We start from the raw sequence: 24,060 nt of genomic DNA on the forward strand, positions 1-24,060 counted from the left end.
CTCATAAAATCAAATAGAAACTAACGGGAATTGTATCGACAGATAAAAGCCGGCCAACAACAAGATGATAAAATACAAAATGAAACCATGGTCCTTTTTTGAAAAACCGAATTCATAATAGAACGTTCGATCCCGTGTATCTGTAAATCGCTTTGCCTCCATCGCAACCGCGATACGGTGAGCACGTCTGATGCTTCCGGATAACAACGGGATGGAATAGGCTTTCATTTTAAAATATACCGCTTTTATCCCTTTTCCCCTTTCAAAGCCGCGTACCTTCATCGCGTTGCGTATCGTTTGGAACTCCTCCATCATGATGGGAATCAGCCTTAATGCCGCCATGAAACTATAGGCATATTTCGGTTTAAGCTTAACTTGCTGCATTAACGAATAAAACAGGTTCACTGGTCTCGTCGTTAAGGAAAAAGTTAAACCAAGGACCCCAAAGAACAAAGCTCGAAAGCCTACCAATAATCCCCTCATGAAACTTTCTTCCGTAATCGATATAAGGCCCCACTCAAACCAAAGCGTCTCACCTTGCCCGAATAGTATCATTGCAGAAGAGGTGGATATAAAAATGAAACAAAAGGGAATCGACAAAAGTAAGATGCGTTTTATCGAATGTCCGGTAAAAAACAAAAATAAAAATAATACGCCAATGGTGATATTCATCATATAATTCAGGTCATGAATGAATAACGCCAAGATGCATAACACAATCAGTACACCAAGTTTAAGGCTTGGATTAATTTTATGGAGCCATGTTTCTGCATTTGAATCATTCATCTACATGACACTCCTTTTATCTTTGGTCTCCACAAATCCTGATTGCGCAATGTTTTCATCACATATTACGTTTCCGTCCTTAACCGTCCAGATCCTAGTTGCAAAGTTTCTTGAAATATGATCGTCATGAGTCACCATGATCACTGTTATTCCGCGCCTTCGATATTCCTCAAACCATTCCAGTAATGCAAAGGTATTTTTCGAATCTTGGCCAAAGGTTGGTTCATCCAGGAGAATGATTTTTTTGTCTATTACGATTGAGGCGGCTACGCTTAATCGACGCTTTTGACCCATTGATAATTGAAACGGATGTTTATCCCGATGTGCCTCCAGGCGGAACACTTTAAGCAATGAACGGACTCTCTCATCTATTTCTTGTTGCGGCCTTTTATCAATTCGCAATGAATAAGCAATCTCTTCATATACAGTATTTGCAACGAACTGAAACTCAGGATTTTGAAAGACAAACGTCATATGATCTGTTGGATTTTTCACCCTTTTAATGGGTGTTCCCAATAATTCATACTTACCATTGGTTTTTATGAACTGCATCAATGCATGCAAAAGCGTACTCTTCCCCGCGCCATTTTCACCCCTGACTACAATCCATTCCCCTGAATGTATCATCAGCTCTTCAACCTTGATTTTTTCCTCTTTATTCCGAAAACCGCTAAAGCCTTGCACATCCATAAGGGGTGAGTCATCTATAAAGGGGTGTTCCCGAATCGGTGCATACTTCTGTAGATATTCATCCCAAACACCCGGGAACCAAATTCCATGTTCTTTCATTTCATTTTTATAAAGTGAAAGAATGGTGTCTCTTGGACCATCAGCTATGATTTGACCGTCATCGTTAAAAAGCACGATTCTTTCGATGAATTCTAAAACATGGTCAATTTTATGCTCGACGATAATAACCGTTTTGTCTCTTCCGACTTCCTTTAACAATTCCCAGATTTCTTTCGTTCCTTCGGGATCAAGCATGGCGGTTGGTTCATCTAAAAATATCACTTCTGGTTCAAGGGCCAATACTGAAGCGATTGCCAGACGCTGTTTCATCCCGCCTGATAATGTTTCAATACTTGTATGGCCCAGGTTCAATCCTACTTTACGGAAATGATTTTGAATCTTCTCTTTCATTTCTTCTTTCGGGACGGAAAGATTCTCAAGGACGAAGGCAATTTCCTCATCGGCAAATGTCATGCAAAACTGACTATCAGGGTCTTGAAAAACATACCCCCATGAAGAAGGGCATTTCAATTTATCCGTTTTCATCGGTACTTCGATGGAATTCGGAATCAATCCGCTTAACACTTGTAAAAGAGTCGACTTACCACATCCTGACGGACCCAACAATAGCACTTTTTCTCCTTGATCAAACGATAGTGATAGGTCCTTGAATATCAAAGATTCATCACCTGGAAATTTCATTCTTAACTTTTCAACAGAAACGATTGGTTCCATGGCCCTCAACCTCTACTTTTGATCCAGTTCTGCATAATCTTTATTTGAAACCGGACGCACAAGATTAGTTACTCCTGTTGCTTCCAGGACTTTAACTAGATAATAAGCGGTAACACCTGCAAAGAATATGGAACCCACAAACCTCGCTATCATGAATAACGATAGATTCCAAGTAGAAAGCGCACCTATTTCCCCGTATGCAAAATCCATGATAACTGATGCCAGGCAGGAAGCTATCGCAGCTAAAACGGCCACCGGCATATTGAATTTTTTATATTTGAACGCCATGAACATCAGTTCCGCGAACAAACCTTGTACCACCCCATATAAAAGTACGGTCAGCCCCCATGGTGAACCAAGAAAGAACTCCCCGGAAGCTGCTGCTATCTCCGCCAAAAGTGCCACACCCGGTTTCCGTAAAATTAAAAAGGCGACGGGGCCGGCTATAAACCACATTCCATAAATAAGTTGATCCAGATGTAATCCTAACGGTTTAACGGAATAATAAATCGAACCCCAAAGGATATAAACGATTCCAAATGCTACCGCAATCACGATCGTTACCAATATGTCCGTTAATTTCAATCCTTTTTTCATTGTTTCATTCCCCTTTATACTTCTAGTGTTTCCTTATGCACAGGCCATGTCTCTAAACGATAAGCCATTTCCCAAAATGAGTATTCATATTGGCTGCTGAGGATAAAATGCTCTTTCATTCTTTCCTTATCTTCGTCAGTCACTTTTTCAGCAATCTCATCAAGCCTCGCAATTTGTTCTTCCACCAACGTGCGGAACCACTCCCCTCCGTAAGCCGCTATCCATTCTTGATAAATCGGCTCTTCGGGCATGCACCCTTGCAGTCTTTCACCTATTTCGTAATACAGCCAGTAACACGGCAAGATAGCTGCAATTACATCCCCTAAATGCCCCGAATAAGCCGCACGATACATATGGGAAGTATAAGCATAAGCAGTCGGGGCAGGTTTGAAATTATCCCGTTCTTCTTTAGTGATGCCTAACCTCTCAGAAAAATTCTCATGAAGCTTCAACTCCGCTTCATATGTTCCTTGTGCATGGCCGGCAAGCCTGCTTGTTGTATGTAAATCCGTAGCTTTAACTGCCCCTAAAGCTTGAACTCTAGCAAAATGAGATAAATAATAGGCATCTTGCATGACATAAAAACGAAAACTCTCCAATGGCAATGTGCCATCTCCTATTCCTGCAACAAACGGGTGATTAAAACTAGCTTCCCAAATATGATCAGCTTCCTGACGAATTTCCTCTGAAAACTTCATGTCCATTACCTCCAAATGATATTTTTTAAGAAATATTACGAAAAAAAAACCTTTTGTCACCCCTTTTTTTGCAAACAAAAAACCACTTTCTTAAACGTAAAGAAAGTGGTTGTACTTGAAATAATACAGAAACGTATTGTTCCAGACCCCACTTCCCTACGCTGGTATAAACCAGATCAGGTTCTAAGGGTCTTAAAGTCATACTTTAATCTCAGCTTCTGCGGTAAAAATCAACTTTCACCTATAAAGCACCCCTAGTGGTACAAATTGTATATTAAATCTCATTTGCCTTTATATTAACACGATAAATTCAATTGTCAAACGTATTAGAAAAAGTTTTCAACTTATTGATTTATGGTTACTAACCTTTCAATCTTGCATAACACCCTTACCTTGATCGTTTAAACCATTGTTAATCCACCATTTACGGAAAGTGTTTGCCCCGTAATATACCCTGCATCTTCTGAAACGAAATAGGCAACAGCACTAGCAATGTCCTCTGGTTGTGCTAGCCGGCGGAATGGAATCGCTTTTTCCAAGGCGCCTGCTATACCTTCATTATAAGAGCCTATTTCTTGAAATAGGGGCGTATCGGCAGGACCTGGCGCAATACAATTGATGTTGAGTTTGTGACGTGCCATTTCTCTTGCTATCGTTTTTGTGAAGGCAATCACCCCTCCCTTTGCAGCCGAATAAACTGCCTCTCCACTTGATCCTACTCTAGCTGCATCGGATGCAATATTTACTACCTTTCCGTAACCATTTTCAATCATGAGAGGTAAAATTTCCTTGCAAGTATGGATCTGCCCAAGTAAATTAATATCAATAATCCTTTTCCAAGTGCTAGGATCACTTTTTAAAAAAGGTTCCACCTTATCCCAGCCTGCATTATTAACCAATATATCTATTCTATGATAATGGTTCACTGATTCTTCAACGGCTTTTTTAACACTTTCTAATTTCGTTACATCACAATGAACCGCTCTGGCTTCAAAACCCGACTTTTCAATTATAGAAACCGTTTCCTCTGCATTTTTAAGATTTATATCAGCCACGATGATGTTAAAATTGCGAGAAGCCAATTTTTTTGCAATTTCTCTGCCAATTCCGCTCCCAGCACCTGTGATGAATGCCATTCTTTTAATCATCTTATTTCCCTCCACTTCCACCATTTAGTCAATATGGATTTATTTAAGCTGATTGTCGATTATCTTTTCATTAATCATTTCCCGGAGCCGGAATTTCTGGATTTTCCCGCTTGCCGTACGAGGAAAGTCATCCATTATTTCAAGAAATTCAGGCCAATATTGTTTGGCCAAACCCTTTTCCGAGAGAAATTCCTGCAGTGAATCCATCGTAATCGGGCTCTTCCCCGTTTTCATGCTGATACATGCACATGCTTTTTCCTGTAGACGGGAATCTGGAACCGCAATAACCTGAGCACTTGAAATATCCGGGTGTTCATACAATACATTTTCTACATAAGCGACAGGAATATTTTCACCGCCACGTATGATTATGTCTTTGTTTCTTCCAGAAATCCGGATATATCCGTCTTCATCAATGAATGCTCGATCACCGGTAATGAACCATCCGTCACTATACTCAGCTAAAGTATCATCGATTCGTTTAAAATAGCCGACAAATAGAGCCGGACCCCTTACTAATAAAGAGCCTTCTATATTCGGGGCACAGATCTCCCCTTCAAAATCCACTATCTTTAACTCCATTCCCGGAAACGGGATTCCGTCGGTATTCGTCAGTTTTTCTTCTGGATCATCAAGTCTCGTCAAGGTAACCAAGCCATCTTCCGTTTGTCCCCATCCTGACAATATCTTGAACGGTACTTTTTTCACGGCCTCCTTTACTAAATGCCTGGGAATCGGGGCACCTAAAGCTACGAAGACTCGCAGCGAATTAAGGTCAAATCTTTCTATCCCTTCCATCTGGACCGTATCTTGCAAAAAAGGAGTGGCTCCGGCCGTAAACGTTATCTTTTCCTTCTCTACCCATTCAATAAACTCTCTCGGATTCCAAATGTCCTGATAGACTCCCGTACCTCCAATATGTGTAGGGAGCCTAACTCCATAACCAAAACCTGTTTGATGAGCGAACGTTGACGCCATGAAAAGAACATCATCGGAAGTTAAATGTAAGCGGTCAATCCAATAATCCGTTGATGTACATAAAGTATTATGTGTATGCATAACTCCTTTTGGACTCCCTGTAGTTCCCGAGGTAAAGATAATTTCAGTCACATCGTTGGGGTCAAGTGTGATTTCATCCAAAATGGATGAATCCATCCGATCTTCCCAAGGTTCCTCAAATAATGAGGAGAACAGTTTCATCCCATTCGGTGCATTGTCCCCAATCACATATATATGTTTCATTGATGGCCATTGATGGCTTAGTCTTTCAATCATGTCAGGGTAATAAAACCCACGGAAATAATCTGGCACAACTATCATTTTAGATTCTGCCATCCCAACCATATAACCAATTTCCCTATCTCGATAAATCGGTATCAAGGGATTGCTAATGGCACCGATTCTTGTTACAGCATAGTGTAAGATTATAAATTCATTCCAGTTAGGCAGTTGAAAAGAGACAACATCCCCCTTACCCAACCCTATATGCAAGAGACCCAATGCGATTCGATCGACCAACTTACCAAGCTGCTTGTAAGTATAACTACTTTTTTTATCGATAATCGCCATCTTATCTGGATGCTTGACTATAGCATCATTCAAATAATCCAAGATGGTTCGGTTTGGCCAAACGTCTTGATATTTCTCCACATATTGCTGAGTCAAAATCGTCTCCAATTTCACTAGTCATCTTCCCCCTCATCAACCTCTGAATTTTTTAAAATCTACAGGCCTCTTTTCTAGGAAGGCATTTTTTCCTTCTTCCGATTCTTGTGTATTGTAAAACATCGCTAAACTGCCCATCGAAAGTTGTGAAATCCCTTGAATATTGGCACTATCTGCATTAAAGGAATATTTGAGCATTTTTAGCGCAGTAGGACTCTTATCAAGAATCTTTCTTGCCCATTCTTCTGCTGCCTCGTGCAATTGTTCTTGGGCAACGATTTTGTTCACAAGTCCCATTTCTTTTGCTTCTTGTGCAGAATATTGTTCACACAAATACCAGATTTCCCTCGCTTTCTTTTCTCCGACAATTCGTGCTAAATAAGCTGAACCAAAACCTGCATCATAGCTACCGACCTTTGGCCCGCTCTGGCCAAATTTTGCAGTGTCAGATGCAATGGTTAGGTCACATATTACATGAAGGACATGCCCGCCCCCGATGGCAAACCCATTAACCGCTGCAATGACCGGCTTAGGAATATTGCGGATCGTTTGGTGCAGCGTTTCGATCTCCAGTCCCATTCCACCACCTAAACCACCCGAATGATTATATCCTCCTTCTTCTCCCTTTTCTTTTTGATCTCCACCTACACAAAATGCCTTCTCACCTGCTCCAGTCAGAATCACTATACCAACACGATTATCATCCCAAGCGTCCCGGAAAGCCCAAATTAATTCCTGAATGGTTCTGGCACGGAAAGCATTGTAAACTTTAGGTCTGTTCATGGTTATCTTTGCAATTCCACCTTTTTTTTCATAGATTACATCTGTAAATTCCATCGATTTCATTCCCTTCATTCTCTTAGTCTACTAAAGGATGATTTGCCTTGTATCACATAATTCACTGTTAATTTCGAACGGAACCGGTACCTAATACGACTGTAAATAATTTCGATTTCTTCGTAATATTTTCCGTTTAAACTGAATGTAAAAATACTAATCCATTGGCTTAATGAGAACGGAACTCCTTTCCTATAATGTCCTTTGCAATGACCATCATATTGGCTTGTGCAGTGCCATCACCAATTTCCAACCCAATCACATCACGCAAGCGTTGCTCAAGAGGCATTTCCTTCGTATAAGCATAATGACCATTCAACAGTAAACATTCATGGATAGCTTCTACACTGTATTTAGGACCTAACCACTTAACGGAAGCCGATTCTTTACTATGATTCAGCCCTTGGTCACGTAGCCAAAGTCCTCGGTAGGCTTGCCACTTCACCAGTTCCAATTGGGTATAGTGGGTCACAATGGGGAAGGAGACCCCTTGATATGTCGCCAGCGGTTTACCAAATGAATGTCTGATTTTCACATATTCGATGGTTTCATCGATACTTTGTGAAGCAGTGCCCACACATTGCAGCCCTATTAACAGCCGACTTAAATCGAACCCATTCATCACTTGGGAAAACCCTTTATTTTGAAGACCGATCATATACTCTTCCGGAATCTCGACATCGTTTAAATATATCGAACCTCTTCCAATGGGGATATTCCCCATATCTGTGTACCCTTTACATTCAACACCTGGAGTATCGGCAGGAACCATGAAGGCACTTATCCCTCGATTTCCCCATTCAGGTTCCGTCTTTGCAAATAAAACAAATGCATCTCCACACATAGCTACACTAATTCCCGACTTTTCTCCATTAAGCACATACTTATTTCCTATATGTACAGCTGTTGTTTTAATTCCGCCTGCATCCGTACCGGCGGATGGCTCCGTAATGGCAATGCCCACAATTTTTTCACCACTTGAAATTTTGGGAAGCCACTCCTTTTTCAGTTCCTCGCTAGCGTGATTATTGATAATTTCACCTATTAATGCATTCAACATCACCGCGTAAGTAAGATTGAAATCACCACGACCTATCTCCTCAGCAGCTATCCCCGTTGTCACACAATCCGCACCGCTTCCGCCATATTCCACTGGAATCCGAAGACCATTCACGCCAAGATCACCCAGCCTTTTCCACAAATGTTTTGGAGTAATCTCTTCGCGATCCCATTTTGTATAATGTGGAAGCAACTCTTCCTTAGCAAATTCTTTTAATGTTTTACGAAAATAATCTTGCTCATCAGTAAAAGAAAAATTCAGCATATCATTACCTCCTTATTTATTTACTTTTTTATCCAATACCTCCATTTTGGTCATTTTACAAAGCAAGAAATCTCTTCCATGACAAACTATCATTGCAAGTTGTGTGCCAACTTGAATTCGCTACAAATTTGACGATAGCTTACTAAAACTTTTGCAAGTTTGCAGTTTTTCGCAATTCTGCAAATCAAGCTTGCGAAACTTCACAAAAAAAATACACACTTTATAAGTGTGCCCTATTGGTTACCCTGTTTATATTTCATTGGATGCTACTACTATTTCAATTTGTATTTGGCAATTTTCCTATATAAACTAGCAACATGAATTTTCAGCTTTTGAGCTGCTAAAGAACGATCCCCTTCCGAATCTTTTAATGCGCGCTGAATGGCTGATTTTTCAGCATTACCTACAACTTCATCCAACGTGCCGGACATAGAATTATCCATAGCTGATGGAACCTCCAATAAGATATTAGGTGTAAAATATATAGAATCCAGAGTTAGAGTCCCACCATCTACGATATTCATTCCGCGTTCGATTAACGCTTTGATTTCACGGATGTTACCAGGCCAATCATATTGGATAAGCCAATCTTGGAGTTTAGGATCGATTTCTTTCACATTGGACCCTAATTTGTTATTGAAATAATCGACGAAATGATATGCCAGAGGAAGAATATCTTCGTGCCGCTCCCTTAAAGAAGGAATTTTTAATTCAAAAACATAAAGTCGATAATATAAATCCTGGCGGAATTTCCCTTCATGAATAAGGGTTCTTAAATCCCTGTTCGTCGCCGCAATAATACGTATATCAACATTTTTAGTCCCCGTCCCTCCTAGTCTTTCCACTTCCCTTTCCTGTAAAACTCGTAATAGCTTACCTTGAGCCTGATAAGGCAATTCAGAAATCTCATCTAAAAACAACGTACCATTTTGGGCTAATTCTATTTTTCCAGGCTTACCTTCTTTTTTCGCCCCGCTAAATGCGCCTGCTTCATAACCAAAAATCTCCGATTCAAATAATTCATCTGGAATCGCGGCACAATTTACCGGTACGAAGGGCTGTGCTTTTCTTGTACTCAAACTATGGATCGCTTGGGCAAAAAGTTCCTTTCCCGTTCCCGTTTCCCCCGTAAGCAGTACGGTTGAACTACTAGTAGCTATTCTGGCGGCCAGCTCTTTAACCCTCTCTATCTCCTTACTCTTTCCAACAATCTCTTCAAAGCTATATCGACTTTGAACCACGGAATTATTCTTGGCCTTATTCTTATCCAAAGCGTTAGCAAAATACACCAAGTCACTGTATTCCAGTTCGTCTTGCCGGATGATTATGGTATAAAGGGTGTCAGCTTCTCGTCGAAATACCCTTATAAAACAAGAGTGTCCGCTGATCACACCAGAAAACACATGTTTGTGAGCAAGTCCTTTCAAAGAAAAGTTGGAAGAAGTGTGAATGACTCTCGTAATGGACTTTCCTATCAAATCAGTCGGCATGATCATGAAATATTCATAAAAATCAGCAGTGGCGCCTATAATTCTTCCATTTTCATCAACTTCAATCGATCCCCAATTCCTTATTACGTTTTTAACATTTTCCATTCACATCACCCAATACCTTGATTACTTAAAACAAAGATCACAACTTGACCCTTAATGACTTCAATTCCTGCCTGATTAAAGCAAGTCACCTTTAGCGTAACCCAATTTCTATTCAAATTAATATCAATGACCTCCAGTTCGGCTGAAATCATATCGCCTATATGTACTGGATGATAAAAGACCAATTCCTTTTGTAAAAGTATACAGGCTCTACCAGGGAGTTTTTCACTGATCACTTGAGTGATAAGGCCTTCCGTTAACAAACCAGGTACAACCGGCTTGCTGAAATTACTTTTCCATGCTTCATTATTCACTTCATAAATCGGACTGTAGTCTTTTGTTAATTCATTACATAATTTTACATCAGATTCATTAAATGTCCGATGCATACTAGCAACCTGGCCGATGAACAAATCAGTGATTGTTAAACTCATAACACCGCTCCTCACTTTTTTATCAGAATATTCAATTTAAATATAATACTAACTATACATAACTTTCCCATCAAATACTATAAAATGGGAGTTCATTTGTTGTTTTACTGCGAATTTGGCCGGTTTACTCGTGAATTCAGCTGTTTTCTCGTGAGTTTTGCCGGTTTACTCGTGAGTTTTGCCGATTTACTCGTGAATTCAACTGGTTTACTCGTGAATTCTTTTATTCTCTAAAAAATGGCCTATATGTCAAGGAACAGTTGCATGACTGTTCGCTGACATATAGACCATCTACTAAAAAACAAAATTATACATTCGACGTTGCTTTTAGTTTTATCTCTCCTTCAACCTGTAGTTTATCATAGCTGCCATACCTCTCCTTCACAGCGAGTAACGCCAAGGCAGCCATTATGCTTGGAACCGTGAAGGCCATGAATGCATTTTGTGGTGAATAGTTTGCAGCCAACAATAATCCTATTAATGTTGGGGCAACAATGGCTCCAATTCTGCCAAAAGCCAAGGCCCAGCCTATCCCGGTGGTCCTTATCTCCCGAGGATAATACTCGGATATATACGTATTGGCTAAATTCATTGTGCCGACTGTACATGCTCCTCCAAAAGCGATGAGAATATATAATGCTACAGCATTTGAGGTTAGTCCTAATATGACAAAACAGACCGTACCTATGGCACAGAGGGATACCAGTACTCTTCTATGGCCTATTTTTCCAACTAGGTATCCGCCAATTATAGATCCGCCAATTTGTCCTATTCCCGATATAAGATTGAAAGATAAACTGGATGAAAGGCCGTATCCGGATTGCTGCATGATTTTAGGTAACCATGTATTGAGTCCGTATACCATTAGTAAACAATTAAAGGCAGCTAACCAAAACGCAAATGTACTGAGAGTACGCTTATTTTCAAAGAGTTTCTTGACTGGAAAGCCCTTTGCCCTTTCTTGGACTTTGGCAAACTCATAATCGTCCGACTCTTTATAGTCGCCGTCTGGATCAATGCGATTGAGGATTCCAGCAAGCTTTGCTCCTTGTTTTCGAATAACATAATAGGAAAGCGATTCAGGAAATTGCTTCATGAAGGATGGCAGTGCCAGTAAGGGCAGTGCCCCTATCCAATACAAAACCCTCCAACTCATTTGTTCCATTACATACATTCCAATTAAAGAAGCAAGTATGCTTCCGATGGAATAACCGCAGTACATAGCGGTTACAATGAGCACCTTATTCTTTTTGGGTGAGTATTCCGCCATTAAAGAGATGACGTTTGGCATTAATCCTCCCATTCCCAAGGCTGCTATAAATCGCATAACCGAGAAAAAGGCAGGATTGGGTGCAAAACTTGAAAGCAATGTAAAAACACTGAATAAACATATACAAATGGCCAGCACTTTTTTTCTCCCTATTTTATCCGCCAAAGGTGCAAAAATGAGGGCTCCCACCATCATTCCGAATAATGAATAACTTGCTATTCCGCCAGCTTCGACTGGCGTCAAGTTCCATTCCTCCATCATCAAAGGTAAACCTACTCCGTACATGGCTATATCAAATCCATCGAAAGTAATTGCAAACAAACACCACATGAAGACCATTAAATGAAAACGGCCAAATCTACTATTACCTACCACTTCCGAAGCATTGACTTCACGCAATTAATTCCCCTCCCTTTTCCATATTTCACGATATAACATGTAATGTCAGTTTCCCTAGTTCACCGTAATCTGCCATTATTTCATCGTTTGTCTGTATGGAAACGGCATCTGTTATTCCGCCTACCAAAACAATCATTCCAGCCTGAATGGAAAGTCCTTCACGGCTAATCATTTTTACAAGTTCCACAATCGAATGAATCGGATGATCGAGTACAGCCTCTCCAAGTCCCCTCTTTTGCATTTCACCATTTTGGTATAGCGTAACTTCTGCTTGAGCCCAGTCCGTGTGATATGGAGAATAAGCTTGATTGCTTAGCAGGATTTTGGCTGAGGATGCGTTGTCCGCCACTACATCGGTAAGTGTAAAAGAAAAATTTTTATAACGACTATCAATAACTTCCAGGGCAAGAAATACACATTCTACAGCCGGCCAGACATCTTTCGCGGTTATGTTTGCACCTTTCAGTTCGTCCTTGAACAAAAAAGCAAATTCAGGTTCCACTCGCGGATGAATGAGTTCCCCAACTTTTAATACTGGTTTAGTTAGTTCCATGGCAGATGTCAACCTGCCATAGATCGCTTCCTCTACACCTACTTGCTGTTGTTTGGCTTTGCTCGTCAAGCCCATCTTCCATCCGATGAATCTGTTATCACCAGTAAGTGTCTCATTTATGCTCAACTTCTGAATTTCATATGCTTGATTTACTGTTAGATCAGGATTGGATAATGTAAGCTTATCCATCTCACGACCGTTTTTTTGCGAATCGGCTACCCGTTTTGCCAGTTGATCTAGTTTCATCTTAATGTCCCTTCTTTCTGAAACGCCATTTGTTCAGCTACTTCAATTATGGTATCTTCCTGACCACCAACCACTTTTTGTCGACCAAGCTCCATCAAAATATCCCGGGCGTCGACTCCATACTTTTCAGCCGCTTTATTTGCATGCAATAAAAAGCTGGAGTACACGCCACTATAACCCATGATTAAACTCGAGTCTGTTATTTCCTGGGGTTTGGGCATGATTGTATTTCCAACTTCCTCAGAAAGATCAAGCATTTTATATAAGTCAATTTCGGTACGGATACCCATCCTGTCCAGAACGGCAACAAGCACTTCCGTTTGGGTATTACCAGCACCTGCACCCAGACAGCGGATACTGCCATCGATTCTATTCGCACCTTCTTCAATTGCCATAAGAGAATTTGCCACAGCGAGCGATAAGTTATTGTGAGCATGAAAACCAATATCGATATTCAGCTGTGATCTTAATAACCGGATTCGGGTCTTCACGTCTTGAGGCAAAAAAGATCCTGCGGAATCAACAACATATACAGCATCCGCTCCATAGGATTCCATTAAAATGGCTTGTTCAAGAAGTTTTTCCGGTGATGCCATGTGAGACATCATTAAAAACCCGATTGCTTCCATACCAAGATGTTTCGCAGCTTCCAGATGTTGCTTTGAGACGTCCGCTTCCGTTATATGGGTTGCAATCCGCGCCATTTTCGCCCCCACTTGAGCGGCTTCTCTTAATTGGTCGATCGTCCCTATACCAGGGATTAATAGTACTGAAATAACGGATTCGCCTGCAGCTTCAACAGCGGCCTCCACCAATTCAATATCATTCACTTTTGAAAAACCATATTGTAAGGATGAACCGCCCAGTCCATCTCCATGCGACACTTCAATATAAGGAACACCTGCAGCACTAAGTTTCCCAGTCATGTTCTTTACTTGATCGATGGTGAATTGATGTGCCACTACATGGCTCCCATCCCGCAATGCAACTTCAGTCACCAATACATCTTTACTCAAATGAACCCCACCTTTATAGTTCCGATTACCTTTTTCAAACAAATTGTTCGAATTGGCTTTTAGCGATCTCTTCCCCTACTTTTACAGCTGAAGCCGTCATTATATCCAAATTACCAGCATATACGGGAAGAAAATCCCCTAGCCCTTTCACTTCAAGAAGGACTGTTATTTGTTTCCCATCAAATATCGGCTCTGTCTTCAGGCGATATCCTGGAACATATTCAGAGACTTTTTTTGCCATCTTATTTATGGACGTTGTTATTTCTTCCACATCAAAGGAATCCGATTGAAGCAGACAATGAATGGTATCCCTCATGATGAGTGGCGGTTCGGCCGGATTTAGCAGTATGATAGCTTTTCCTTTTTTCGCTCCACCTACCTGTTCCAAGGCCCTTGCCGTCGTTTGGGTGAATTCATCAATATTGGCACGGGTTCCCGGACCGGCACTCCTGCTGGAAATTGTCGCTATTATCTCGGCATATTCGACCATGGCCACTTGACTGATCGCATGAACGATGGGGATTGTCGCCTGACCGCCGCATGTAATCATGTTAACGACCATCTCATTCAAATTCTCTTTTAAATTCACGGAAGGAACGATAAACGGTCCGATTGCGGCAGGCGTCAAGTCTATAAGCTTCTTGTTCATCTTTTTTAAGGCTTTGCAGTGAAAAACATGCGCCTTCGCAGATGTGGCATCGAATAAAATGTCTGCAAGCTCCGGCCTTTCCAAAAATCCATCCATGCCATTTTCAATGACATGATGTCCGTGCATCCTTGCCTTCCTCAAACCCTCTGATTCCTTGTCGATACCAATCATTACCGACATTTCCAGAACTTCCGACCGATGAATTTTCATCATTAAATCCGTTCCGATATTACCTGAGCCAATAATGCCTACTTTTAGTTTTTTCAAGGCCGCTGTGCTCCTTTCACTCAAAATTAACCGTGACGGCTCCAAGTTTTACTCCAAAGTCAGCAGTAAAACGGTCACCCGGTTTCGCTTCGATCGCTGCTGATAATGCACCGGATAAAATGACTTCGCCCGCTTTCAAGGAACCTTTAAAACGATGCAGTTTATTTGCTAGCCATGCTACACACGTTGCTGGATTTCCAAGTACTGCTTCACCTGTCCCTTGGTTTATGAATTCGCCATTTTTATAAAGGCTCATTTGAATGGAAGGGAGGTCGATTTCACTCAAATGAATTTTGCGATTCCCCAGAATATATAAGCCCGATGATGCATTATCCGCCACAGTGTCCGGAAGTTTAATCTCCCAGTCTTTCACCCTGCTATCAACCACTTCGATTGAAGCAACCACATAATCGGTTGCCTCGATTACATCATCAACCGTAATATGGGGGCCATGTAAATCTTTCTTTAATATAAAAGCTACTTCTGCCTCCACTTTTGGTTGGATTAACCGCAAACTCGATATACAGCCATTATTTTCTATTTCCATCACATCAAGTAAATGTCCGTAATCCGGTTCATTCACTCCCAGGGCCTCCTGCATAGCCTTTGAAGTCAAGCCTATTTTCTTTCCTGATACTTCCAGACCGGACTGGATTTTCCTTCGAATCGTTTCAAGCTGAATTTGGTAGGCATCCTCCACATCAAAACCCGGAATTTCACTAGTAGGGGCCGGTATTCCTATTCCTGTTTTTTCCGCTTTCAAAAACCTGTCAGACCATTCTGTTAAACTACCGATCATGAGTGCTTCCCTCCTTCTTTATAATTTAATCGTGACATTAGACAATTCACTGTAAAATTCGAAACTATGCGATCCGCCTTCGCGGCCGATTCCGCTGTGTTTCATGCCTCCAAAAGGTGTGCGCAAATCACGTAAATACCAGGTATTCACCCAGATAATGCCCGCTTCTATTTTGGAAGCGACACGATGCGCCCTCCTTAAATCATTGGTCCAGATTGTTGCCCCAAGTCCGTAATGAGTATCATTAGCGTGCTCCAGTACTTCATCTTCCGTTTCGAAAGGCATGACCGTTACCACAGGACCAAAAATTTCTTCCCGTACACACCGGGAGTCACGCGTAACTCCGGCAATGATCGTCGGTTCAATGAAGAATCCTTTTTCAAACTGGCCTGCCCTTCTTCCTCCAGTTAATATTTTCGCTCCTTCTTCTTTCGCCAGATCAATGTAACTCATCACTTTTTTATAATGTTCGCTTCCTATTACAGCTCCTACTTCCGTTTCGGAATCAAACGGGTCCCCAACTTTTAATTTTTTTGTTTGTGCGACCATCTTTTCAAGGAATTCGTCATATAAACCTTGCTGAACATAGATTCGTGATCCACATAAACAAACTTCACCTTGATTCATGAAGCTTGATTTCAATGTGGTTTCGATTACTTCATCAAGATTCGAGTCAGCAAACACAATATTGGGATTTTTCCCGCCCAGCTCAAAAGAGATTTTTTTCAACGTGGGCGCGGCAGCTTTCATAATTGCCGTTCCCGTTTTTGTTTCCCCAGTGAATGTTATCGCATCGACATCCGGATGTTCACTTAGGGCAGCTCCTGCTGAATTTACACCATATCCATGCACAAGATTGACGACGCCATCGGGAACTCCCGCTTCCTTACAAATCTCCATTAACTTTGTCGCTGTCATCGGTGTCAGTTCAGCTGGTTTCATAACCGCTGTATTGCCGGCTGCCAGGCATGGTGCCAATTTCCATGTCAACAATAACAATGGTAAATTCCAAGGATTAATCATCCCTACCACTCCTACCGGCCGCCTAATAGAGTAATGAAGTGCAATGTTATTCTGGTTGAAGGATTCATTACCAAGTGTAGTGATATAGTCCGCAAAAAAGTGGAAGTTGTGAGCTGAACGCTTGATGTCCATTTCCAGTGCAAGGCTATATGGCTTCCCTGTATCAAGGGTTTCCAACATTGTCAATTCTTCTTTCTTTTCCAAAATGAGATCGCCGATTCGCCTTAGAACCGCCGAGCGTTCATTATCGGTAAAAGATTTCCAAGGACCTTTGAGCGCATGTCTTGCTGCAGAAACAGCCTGATTCACCTCCTCTTTCCCGCCTTCTGCAACCCATCCAAGTATTTCTTCCGTGGCGGGATTGATATTGTCAAAAGTCTTGGATTGATTTGGATTCAGGAATTCGCCGTTAATAAAGTGCCGGCAATCTATTGATTTAGCTGTATTTATACTATCTTTTGCTGCTTGCATGAAACATTCCTCTCCCTTTATTGAGACACCCGCTTAGTTCGAGTGTCTCAATCTTGTATTTCCACAATCATTTCAATTTCAATTGCCGTGTTATTTGGAAGCTGGGCCATCCCCACTGCTGACCGGGCATGTCTGCCCCTCTCTCCAAATACGGCCACAAGCAGGTCTGATGCGCCATTCAATACTTTGGGCTGTCCTGTGAAATTTTCGGCTGAATTAACCATTCCGAGAATTTTGATTACCTTCTTCACTCTGGATAGTTCCCCAAGCTCATCTTTCAGCACCCGCAGAAGATTAATCATTGACTGCCTCGCTGCCTGATACCCTTCCTCTTCCGTCAGCTCTTTGCCAACCTTTCCGTGATATTCATCAACACCTTGTCCGGATGTAAAAATCAAATTTCCCACCCGGACGTGGCTAACGTAGTTGCCGACCGCTTCCCTTGACGGCTCAAGCATGATTCCAAGTTCTTCAAGGACTTGTTCTGGTGCTTTAATCTGTTTTTCCATGCTTCTCCCTTCTTGATTCCAAATTTAAAAACCTCAATGCATTTCTCCCTAGAAGATTCGCTTTCACTTCATCTGATAGATTTAAAGTGTCATCAATCACTTGACCTGGTGGCTTCTCTCTCAATAAAAATGGATAGTCGGAACCCATCAGCACTTTCTTATATCCGAAACGGTCAATCAAATACTGAATATTCCGGGGATCATAGTTGAGGGAATCGAAATAGAACTTTTGTGCATAATGGCTTGGTGGCATTGATGTTTTCCTTAACTCCGGCCAAACTTCCCATCCTTGATCGATCCGAGGTAAAATATATGGAAAAGACCCCCCGCCATGTGCAAAACAGAGTTTCAAATCCGGGAACTTTTCCAAGACGCCACTCCATGCAATGCTTGCTGCTGCCAATGCCGTTTCACTCGGCATCGCGATTGTATACATGAGATTATGTCGTTCCGTTCTGTCTTTGGCCATTGTCTCCCATGGATGTATAAACAGCGGAACATTCCATTTTTCAGCCATTTGGAAGAATTCCAATAAAACAGGTGAATCCAGATTCTCTCCATTTATGTTAGTACCGATCTCGATCCCCGCCAGGCCAAGTTCAAATTTACAGCGTTCCATTTCATAAATGGCTGCTTTCATATCCTGAAGCGGTACAGTACCTAGACCGATGAACCTGTCAGGGTGCCTGTTCACAGTCTCAGCAATGAAATCATTCTGGAACTGGGACATGTAAAGCGCCTGGTCAATTGGCGCCCAGTATGAAAATGTCACTGGCACCGGTGAGAGCACCTGCATATCGACTCCTTCCGCATCCATATCCTGAATGCGCTTTTCAGGGTCCCATACCTGGTCAGTCACTTTCCTGAAGAGCTTTCCGCTTACCATGATATCCGCCCCGCAAGAACATTTCTGCTCTAGCACTGGCCAGCGTCCCTGACCAAATTCACCGGTTAAGTCCGGCAGGTCCAAAGGAAGAATATGTGTGTGAAAATCTATTCGCATTTCCAAGCCTCAACGTTTTCTGACATGACATGGCCGCATTCACTACAGGTGCGAAGTTCCTTACTTCCGTTGAAAGCCTCAATCCCCTCTTTCACCTGGACCTCAATATTCGTCAATTGGATCGTAACTTTGTGCATCTCATGGTTACAATTCCCGCAGAACCAAACAAAATCTTCTAGCTCACCTTTAGCACGCTTGCGCTCTATGACAATGCCGTAAGTATCAGATACACGATGAGGAGAATGAGGTACATCAGCTGGCAGCATGAACATTTCCCCCTCTTTTACCTCCACTACTTCACGCTCCCCGTTTTGATTGATGCATTCTACATAACAGGAACCTTTTATCTGATAAAATAGCTCGTCTGAAGGGTCTACATGAAAATCACGACGATAATTCGGACCACCCAGAAGCATGACAATGAATTCGGAATCTTCCCAAAGCACTTTGTTATTAACTGGCGGTTTCAATAAATTTTTATTGTCTTCAATAACTTTCATTAGATTTAATGATCTAGCCTGTAATTTTGATGATTGAGCATATCCTTTCATAATTAAACTACCTCCATTTTTTTAATAATCAGAAAATTCACATTAACGACATATAGCCAACCTGTTTTGAAATCATTTGTGCCGATCGTATCACAGACTGAATGATTCTCGCTTTTTCTTTTCCTATCATATAATTTCTTTCCCCGACAAGGTTAAGTGCTGCAATAACTTGGCCATTATAGGATTTAATGGGCGCAGCAACGCCATATAACCCAAAATCATTTTCATCATCACTAATCGCAAATCCTTGTTTGCGGACGTCCTTTAACTCTTCATTCAATTGGTTGATGCAAGTAATCGTGTTAGTTGAGTGCTTTAATAGCCCTTTTGCCAGCGTAGGCTGAATGAAGGATGGGTTAAAGGCAAGTAATACTTTCCCCGCGCTCGTACAATGAGCTGGTTTTCTTGCTCCTATATATGTGGTCATATGCTCAGCGTGAGGGGACGACATTTTCATCACAAACCTGACTTCGCCTTCGTGAAACATACCGATGTGAGAATTTCCTCTAAATTGCAGGACAAGATTACTTATAATTGGACCTGCTTCATAATGAATATCCTGCTGATACATGACTCTACTGCTCCACTCAAGCAACCTCCATCCAAGCCGGTACTTTCGATCTTTGCCTTGGATCAGCATTCCATCCTTGCACATCGTTTTCACTAAATGATGAGATGAGCTTGGACTCATATTCAATTTTTCAGCTATTTCCTTATTTCCAAGTGAGGGTTCTTCATTTGTGAATAAATCAAGTATCTTTATTAGCTTCTCAACGGACGAAATCATGACGGCCCCCCCCTCCCTATTCAACTATTAAAGTTACTGGCTAACCGAATTGATGGCTTCTTGCATCGGTTTGTTAAGAACTTCTTCGACCATGGCGAAGTTCTTGTTTTTCTTGTATTTATTATAAAAAATCGCTCTTTTCCGAACTGGATCACCCGTGTAATAGCGTTCGTATTGAAGGAGGCGCTGTCCAAATGCTTCTCCGCATAAATCCCAGGCCAGTTTAAACACCCGTACACGCTCTTCAGCCGAGACCCCGCTTCGTCCTCCATAATATTTATCGATATCTACTCGCAATTCCGGATTATCAAAGTCGGCCTCTGTCGGAGACATCAACAGCCCGCCAGCTCCAATGGTCTGGATAACTTCGATGGCACGTGGATACATCTCCGGAAGGAAGCCGCGAATCGTTTCCAATGCATCCGGATTTGGCCGGGCCTCACCGTAATCATTAATCGTGTACTCATATTCCGCTACCCGAAGCAGTGAACGGATGACTTCGACAGATTGAACAAGTTCACCCAAATCACGCTGTACATGCAGGAATCCATCAACTCCGATAGAGTCTGCCACTTTACAAGCTACTTCAACGGCAAATGCCAGTTTAATATATCCACGCACGCCTGATTGGTGAGCTGGCTGTTCAGCAATTCCCGTCATTGGATACAAGCGGTTTGCCGCCTCCACATTGTTGTATAAGAAGACACGATTCCAAGGAACAAGTACATCATTGAATACTAGCAAGGCATCCATTTCTTCATAGCGGGAGGCCAGTGGATGGTCAAACATCGAGCGTGTTCCGTCCTGCATTGGTTCCCGGCAGATTATGCGCAGTCCGGGCGTATCGATCGGCAATGCAAATGCAACCGCGTGACGCTCATCGCCTGGTGTGAATCCTGGGAAAGAATAGATAATCACTTCATCTGTAATCGGTGCCAGTGTTGCTAACATTTTTGCACCGCGTACAAGTATTCCTTCTTCTCTTTCCTCGACAGTCCCTAAGTGGGTATATGTTTCTTTTTGTTCATGAGATTGCTTGCTTCGATCATTTTGAGGATTAATGATTGCATGCGTCAAGAATAAATCATTGTCACGAATATAGGTATAATAATCCTTGATGTTCTTTGACCAGTCTTTGTTGTATTTATCAAGAAACCAGGAATTATGTGCCATGGAAGTGACCACGACATTTAAAAAGTCCGGTGTTCTCCCCATTAGTCCATATGTCATCCTTGCATACACTTCAAATAATTTACTTCTTTTTTGCAAGTCCCCCGATGTCTTTGGAAATAAAAAAGCATTGTTGACACGTTCACCGGTTTCTTTGCAAATGTGAGTGATTTCACCTTGATATTCCGGGTCATGTTGAATGTCATACAACTTCGCAATTTCTTGAATTGGCTGTTTAAAAATTGGCTCATTATAAATATCCTCAACAACTCTTCCACCAAGCCAGACTTCCGGTTTCCTTGATTTAATTCTAGTAATATATTCTTCCCCGGTTTTAATGCCCATAAGAAACCCCCTTATTTTACAAGTTGTTTAGCAGATCCCATTTTCTCTTGATAAAAAGTAAGCGCTTCCAAATCTTTGGAATGTAAATCCTGGATCTCACCGATGAAAATACATGATCACCAGCCACAAACTCTCTACATGGTTTGCATTCCATCCAAGCAACACTTCCATTTATTTTTGGCGAAATCCCCTTTTTCTCCCAGTCAATTTCAAATGTTCCTGTTCATTGCCCGCAGTTCTTGTTCATCGGAAAATATTAATGGTAAAAGATTTATCTTTCATGCTAGTGCGGGCTTTTGCTACTTATGAATTGATACTAAAGCGAGCGGGGGGATCCAAGGAAACCTAGGTAATGAATTCATAGCGATGCCCTTTTGAACTTTCCCATCAATCCCGCACACTATCGTGACTCCGGTTGGGAATTTACCAAAGCAATTTCTCAACTCGCGCCCATCCATCTTATCACCTCCTACTCTTTTATTATGAATTCATTATAGTAAACTTAATAATTTAAAAAAATCATATAATTTCATATTATGAAATTTAAGGAATTTTTTTAAATTTGGTCGTTTTAATGGTGACTTATCTTAAAAAAGACTTTCATTACCGCATTATCAAAAATCAGTGTTAAAATATCCATGTTCATTCATATTTCCAGTTTAATTAATAATGGACTTTTTTGGTTTTGACTTGAATAGATGAAAGTGGTGAGGAAAGTTTCAATTTTGCGGACATTTAGAAAGTTCTACCAATTTTTCGTGGATATTCCTTTAAAAAAAGGAGTGGTTTTGAATGACCGTTACGATGTTAAAACTGTAATCGGAACAGGAAGCTACGGTATTATTTATCTTTGCAATGATTTGAAAATAAATGAAAATATAGTGATCAAGCAGCTCCGGAAAAGTAAACGCCGCAGCAAAAAAGAGCTGAGGCAGTTTGAAAATGAAATTTCCATATTACAAAGGTTAAACCACAAAAACATCCCCAAATTTCACGAGAGATTTTCACATGAGGGAAATGTTTATTTTGTGATGGATTTCATAGAAGGAGATAATTTGGAAGACCATATTTTCTTGAATCATATAATCTTCAATGAGAAAGAGTCTCTATTTTTTCTGGATGAGCTGGTCGGTTTAGTATCTTATCTACATGACCATGGCATTTTCCATCAAGATTTACGTATACCAAATATTTTACTAAAGAACAATCAGCCCATTTTGATAGACTTTGGTTTGTCTAAAATGTTCAATTCAGAGGATTTTACTAATGAATCCATGCTGCAGCTGAAAAGGCAGGATTTTTACGACTTGGGGGAAATACTTCTATATGTACTTTATACGACGTACGTCTCCAAAAGTAAAAAGACTCTTCCTTGGACAGAAGAGCTTTCGTTAGAAAAGGAAACCGTGCATTTACTGAAAAGGTTATTAAGCATCCAAGAACCTTATTCAGATATTAAAGAAATCTCAATGGACCTGCAGGCTGCATTGAAGTCTAAGAAATTGAATTAGCTGCTACTGCCGCGCCCTTTTCTCTTGTAGCGGTCACTTCCACTCATGGGATACCTTTTGTAGCCTCGGCTGCTACTGCTGCTGCCTCGGCGATAATGACCATGTCTTCGCTCACTGCTGCCTTGGGAAAGCTGTTTGATTTTTTTCATTATTTTCTTCAGCATATCTTTCACCTCTTTTATTTTGGTTTTACAACTTGTTATTACTTAGCCTAACATAGTCACAGTATAAACCTTATTAATAAGTACTATAATTTTTTTTCATTTGTGTTACAGTCCAATACTGCTTCATGGAGTCGGCTTGTTTCATTGTTGGTCCTCCGTTCGACTGACCAAATATACAAAAATAATCAATTAATGAAACTTCTAATGGCTCTTTCAAAATACGAATAGATGACAAAGTCGATTTTTTATCTTTTCCATTTCAGTGTGCTTTTGATATAACACACCGTTTCCCAAATCAGTCAATAAACAAAAAACCCTGGCAAATATTGCTTCGCCAGGGTTTTCTTCGTTCACCTTTTATTTTACAGCTTCTTTTAATTCCTTACCTGCTTTAAAAGCGGGTACTTTACTAGCTGCAATTTGTATTTCTTCGCCAGTTTGCGGGTTTCTTCCTGTACGGGCAGCGCGGTCACGCACTTCAAATGTACCAAAACCAACTAATTGGATTTTTTCTTCTTTAGCAAGTGTAGCCGTGATTGTTTCAAACAATGCGTCCACTACTTTTTTTGCGTCGTCTTTTGTCAGTTCAGCTTGTGCTGCAACACTGCTCACTAATTCTGTTTTATTCATATGAACACCTCATCCTTTTATTTTGTATAAAGTATGTAGAGTAGACAACATAACATATCTTGTATGCCTCTGTCACTTAAAATGGCTAAATAAAAGGAATTATCGCTATAAATTGATCTTTTTTCAAGCTAAAAGGGCTATGATCAACA

Annotated in this window: 24 protein-coding genes and 1 riboswitch; of the genes, 2 read left to right on the top strand and 22 right to left on the bottom strand. The window is 41.1% G+C overall.

Translation table 11 applies throughout. The features are described 5' to 3' along the window. Nucleotides 1–9: 9 nt before the first annotated feature. The 10 genes from MPH60_RS11250 to MPH60_RS11295 all read right to left on the bottom strand — a co-directional run bounded on the left by MPH60_RS11250 (nt 10) and on the right by MPH60_RS11295 (nt 10,548). Nucleotides 10–786, bottom strand: a complete 777-nt coding sequence (locus tag MPH60_RS11250) for an energy-coupling factor transporter transmembrane component T family protein (protein ID WP_241588763.1) — start codon at nt 784–786, stop codon at nt 10–12. Continuing rightward, complete coding sequence (locus MPH60_RS11255) at nt 787–2,250, bottom strand: ABC transporter ATP-binding protein (protein ID WP_241588764.1); 1,464 nt, start codon at nt 2,248–2,250, stop codon at nt 787–789. It lies immediately after the preceding gene. Nucleotides 2,251–2,262: 12 nt separating this feature from the next. Further along, the gene (locus MPH60_RS11260) at nt 2,263–2,847 is read right to left on the bottom strand and encodes an ECF transporter S component (RefSeq protein ID WP_241588765.1); all 585 of its coding nucleotides are present in this window, start codon (nt 2,845–2,847) and stop codon (nt 2,263–2,265) included. Nucleotides 2,848–2,861: 14 nt separating this feature from the next. After that, complete coding sequence (tenA, locus tag MPH60_RS11265) at nt 2,862–3,545, bottom strand: thiaminase II (protein WP_241588766.1); 684 nt, start codon at nt 3,543–3,545, stop codon at nt 2,862–2,864. 136 nt (nt 3,546–3,681) lie between these two features. Next, nucleotides 3,682–3,811: riboswitch (TPP riboswitch) on the bottom strand. Nucleotides 3,812–3,946: 135 nt separating this feature from the next. Beyond that, nucleotides 3,947–4,693 carry an SDR family NAD(P)-dependent oxidoreductase gene (locus MPH60_RS11270; RefSeq protein ID WP_241588767.1) on the bottom strand — a complete coding sequence of 249 codons (747 nt, stop codon included), beginning with the start codon at nt 4,691–4,693 and terminating at the stop codon, nt 3,947–3,949. A gap of 39 nt (nt 4,694–4,732) precedes the next feature. Beyond that, entirely contained in the window at nt 4,733–6,376 is a 1,644-nt protein-coding gene (locus tag MPH60_RS11275; RefSeq protein ID WP_241588768.1) for an AMP-binding protein, read from the bottom strand. An 18-nt stretch (nt 6,377–6,394) separates the two neighbouring features. Next, a complete protein-coding gene (gene menB / locus MPH60_RS11280; RefSeq protein ID WP_241589038.1) occupies nt 6,395–7,195 on the bottom strand; it encodes a 1,4-dihydroxy-2-naphthoyl-CoA synthase in 801 nt (266 codons plus the stop codon). Between the two features lie 169 nt (nt 7,196–7,364). Beyond that, nucleotides 7,365–8,519 carry an acyl-CoA dehydrogenase family protein gene (locus tag MPH60_RS11285; RefSeq protein WP_241588769.1) on the bottom strand — a complete coding sequence of 385 codons (1,155 nt, stop codon included), beginning with the start codon at nt 8,517–8,519 and terminating at the stop codon, nt 7,365–7,367. A gap of 272 nt (nt 8,520–8,791) precedes the next feature. After that, nucleotides 8,792–10,114 carry a sigma-54 interaction domain-containing protein gene (locus MPH60_RS11290; protein ID WP_241588770.1) on the bottom strand — a complete coding sequence of 441 codons (1,323 nt, stop codon included), beginning with the start codon at nt 10,112–10,114 and terminating at the stop codon, nt 8,792–8,794. 5 nt (nt 10,115–10,119) lie between these two features. Further along, nucleotides 10,120–10,548 (bottom strand): MaoC/PaaZ C-terminal domain-containing protein, encoded by a 429-nt coding sequence (locus MPH60_RS11295; protein WP_241588771.1) that lies wholly within the window; start codon nt 10,546–10,548, stop codon nt 10,120–10,122. A gap of 99 nt (nt 10,549–10,647) precedes the next feature. On the opposite strand from MPH60_RS11295, the gene MPH60_RS27800 reads away from it, so the two are divergent. After that, a complete protein-coding gene (locus tag MPH60_RS27800; RefSeq protein ID WP_272492770.1) occupies nt 10,648–10,782 on the top strand; it encodes a hypothetical protein in 135 nt (44 codons plus the stop codon). Nucleotides 10,783–10,855: 73 nt separating this feature from the next. On the opposite strand, the gene MPH60_RS11300 is transcribed toward MPH60_RS27800, so the two are convergent. From MPH60_RS11300 to MPH60_RS11350, 11 genes are read right to left on the bottom strand one after another with little or no spacing between them, the layout of a single operon-like run. Further along, entirely contained in the window at nt 10,856–12,217 is a 1,362-nt protein-coding gene (locus tag MPH60_RS11300) for an MFS transporter (RefSeq protein ID WP_241588772.1), read from the bottom strand. A 25-nt stretch (nt 12,218–12,242) separates the two neighbouring features. Beyond that, entirely contained in the window at nt 12,243–13,016 is a 774-nt protein-coding gene (locus tag MPH60_RS11305) for a 2-keto-4-pentenoate hydratase (protein WP_241588773.1), read from the bottom strand. Beyond that, the gene (gene dmpG / locus MPH60_RS11310; RefSeq protein WP_241588774.1) at nt 13,013–14,032 is read right to left on the bottom strand and encodes a 4-hydroxy-2-oxovalerate aldolase; all 1,020 of its coding nucleotides are present in this window, start codon (nt 14,030–14,032) and stop codon (nt 13,013–13,015) included. Before dmpG ends, MPH60_RS11305 begins: the two co-directional genes overlap by 4 nt. Nucleotides 14,033–14,066: 34 nt before the next feature. After that, nucleotides 14,067–14,948, bottom strand: coding sequence for an acetaldehyde dehydrogenase (acetylating) (locus MPH60_RS11315; RefSeq protein ID WP_241588775.1), 882 nt, complete (start codon nt 14,946–14,948; stop codon nt 14,067–14,069). 16 nt (nt 14,949–14,964) lie between these two features. Beyond that, nucleotides 14,965–15,747, bottom strand: coding sequence for a 2-keto-4-pentenoate hydratase (locus MPH60_RS11320; protein WP_241588776.1), 783 nt, complete (start codon nt 15,745–15,747; stop codon nt 14,965–14,967). Nucleotides 15,748–15,765: 18 nt separating this feature from the next. Then, nucleotides 15,766–17,241: an aldehyde dehydrogenase gene (locus MPH60_RS11325; protein WP_241588777.1), complete on the bottom strand. Its 1,476-nt coding sequence runs from the start codon at nt 17,239–17,241 to the stop codon at nt 15,766–15,768. Between the two features lie 47 nt (nt 17,242–17,288). Then, complete coding sequence (locus MPH60_RS11330; protein ID WP_241588778.1) at nt 17,289–17,750, bottom strand: RidA family protein; 462 nt, start codon at nt 17,748–17,750, stop codon at nt 17,289–17,291. After that, a complete protein-coding gene (locus MPH60_RS11335) occupies nt 17,734–18,753 on the bottom strand; it encodes an amidohydrolase family protein (protein ID WP_241588779.1) in 1,020 nt (339 codons plus the stop codon). The genes MPH60_RS11330 and MPH60_RS11335 overlap by 17 nt, the downstream gene beginning before the upstream one ends. Next, nucleotides 18,744–19,304 carry a 3-hydroxyanthranilate 3,4-dioxygenase gene (locus MPH60_RS11340; RefSeq protein WP_241588780.1) on the bottom strand — a complete coding sequence of 187 codons (561 nt, stop codon included), beginning with the start codon at nt 19,302–19,304 and terminating at the stop codon, nt 18,744–18,746. Before MPH60_RS11340 ends, MPH60_RS11335 begins: the two co-directional genes overlap by 10 nt. A 37-nt stretch (nt 19,305–19,341) precedes the next feature. Beyond that, nucleotides 19,342–20,091, bottom strand: a complete 750-nt coding sequence (locus MPH60_RS11345; protein ID WP_241588781.1) for an IclR family transcriptional regulator — start codon at nt 20,089–20,091, stop codon at nt 19,342–19,344. Between the two features lie 33 nt (nt 20,092–20,124). Continuing rightward, complete coding sequence (locus MPH60_RS11350; protein ID WP_241588782.1) at nt 20,125–21,606, bottom strand: 4-hydroxyphenylacetate 3-hydroxylase family protein; 1,482 nt, start codon at nt 21,604–21,606, stop codon at nt 20,125–20,127. 782 nt (nt 21,607–22,388) lie between these two features. On the opposite strand from MPH60_RS11350, the gene MPH60_RS11355 reads away from it, so the two are divergent. Beyond that, on the top strand, nt 22,389–23,117 hold the full coding sequence (locus MPH60_RS11355) for a serine/threonine protein kinase (RefSeq protein WP_336275364.1): 729 nt from the start codon (nt 22,389–22,391) through the stop codon (nt 23,115–23,117). 521 nt (nt 23,118–23,638) lie between these two features. On the opposite strand, the gene MPH60_RS11360 is transcribed toward MPH60_RS11355, so the two are convergent. Next, entirely contained in the window at nt 23,639–23,911 is a 273-nt protein-coding gene (locus tag MPH60_RS11360; protein ID WP_063233522.1) for an HU family DNA-binding protein, read from the bottom strand. Nucleotides 23,912–24,060: the final 149 nt, after the last annotated feature.

Source organism: Peribacillus sp. Aquil_B1 (genome assembly GCF_022603275.1).
In the GTDB taxonomy this organism is placed as follows: Bacteria; Bacillota; Bacilli; order Bacillales; family DSM-1321; genus Peribacillus.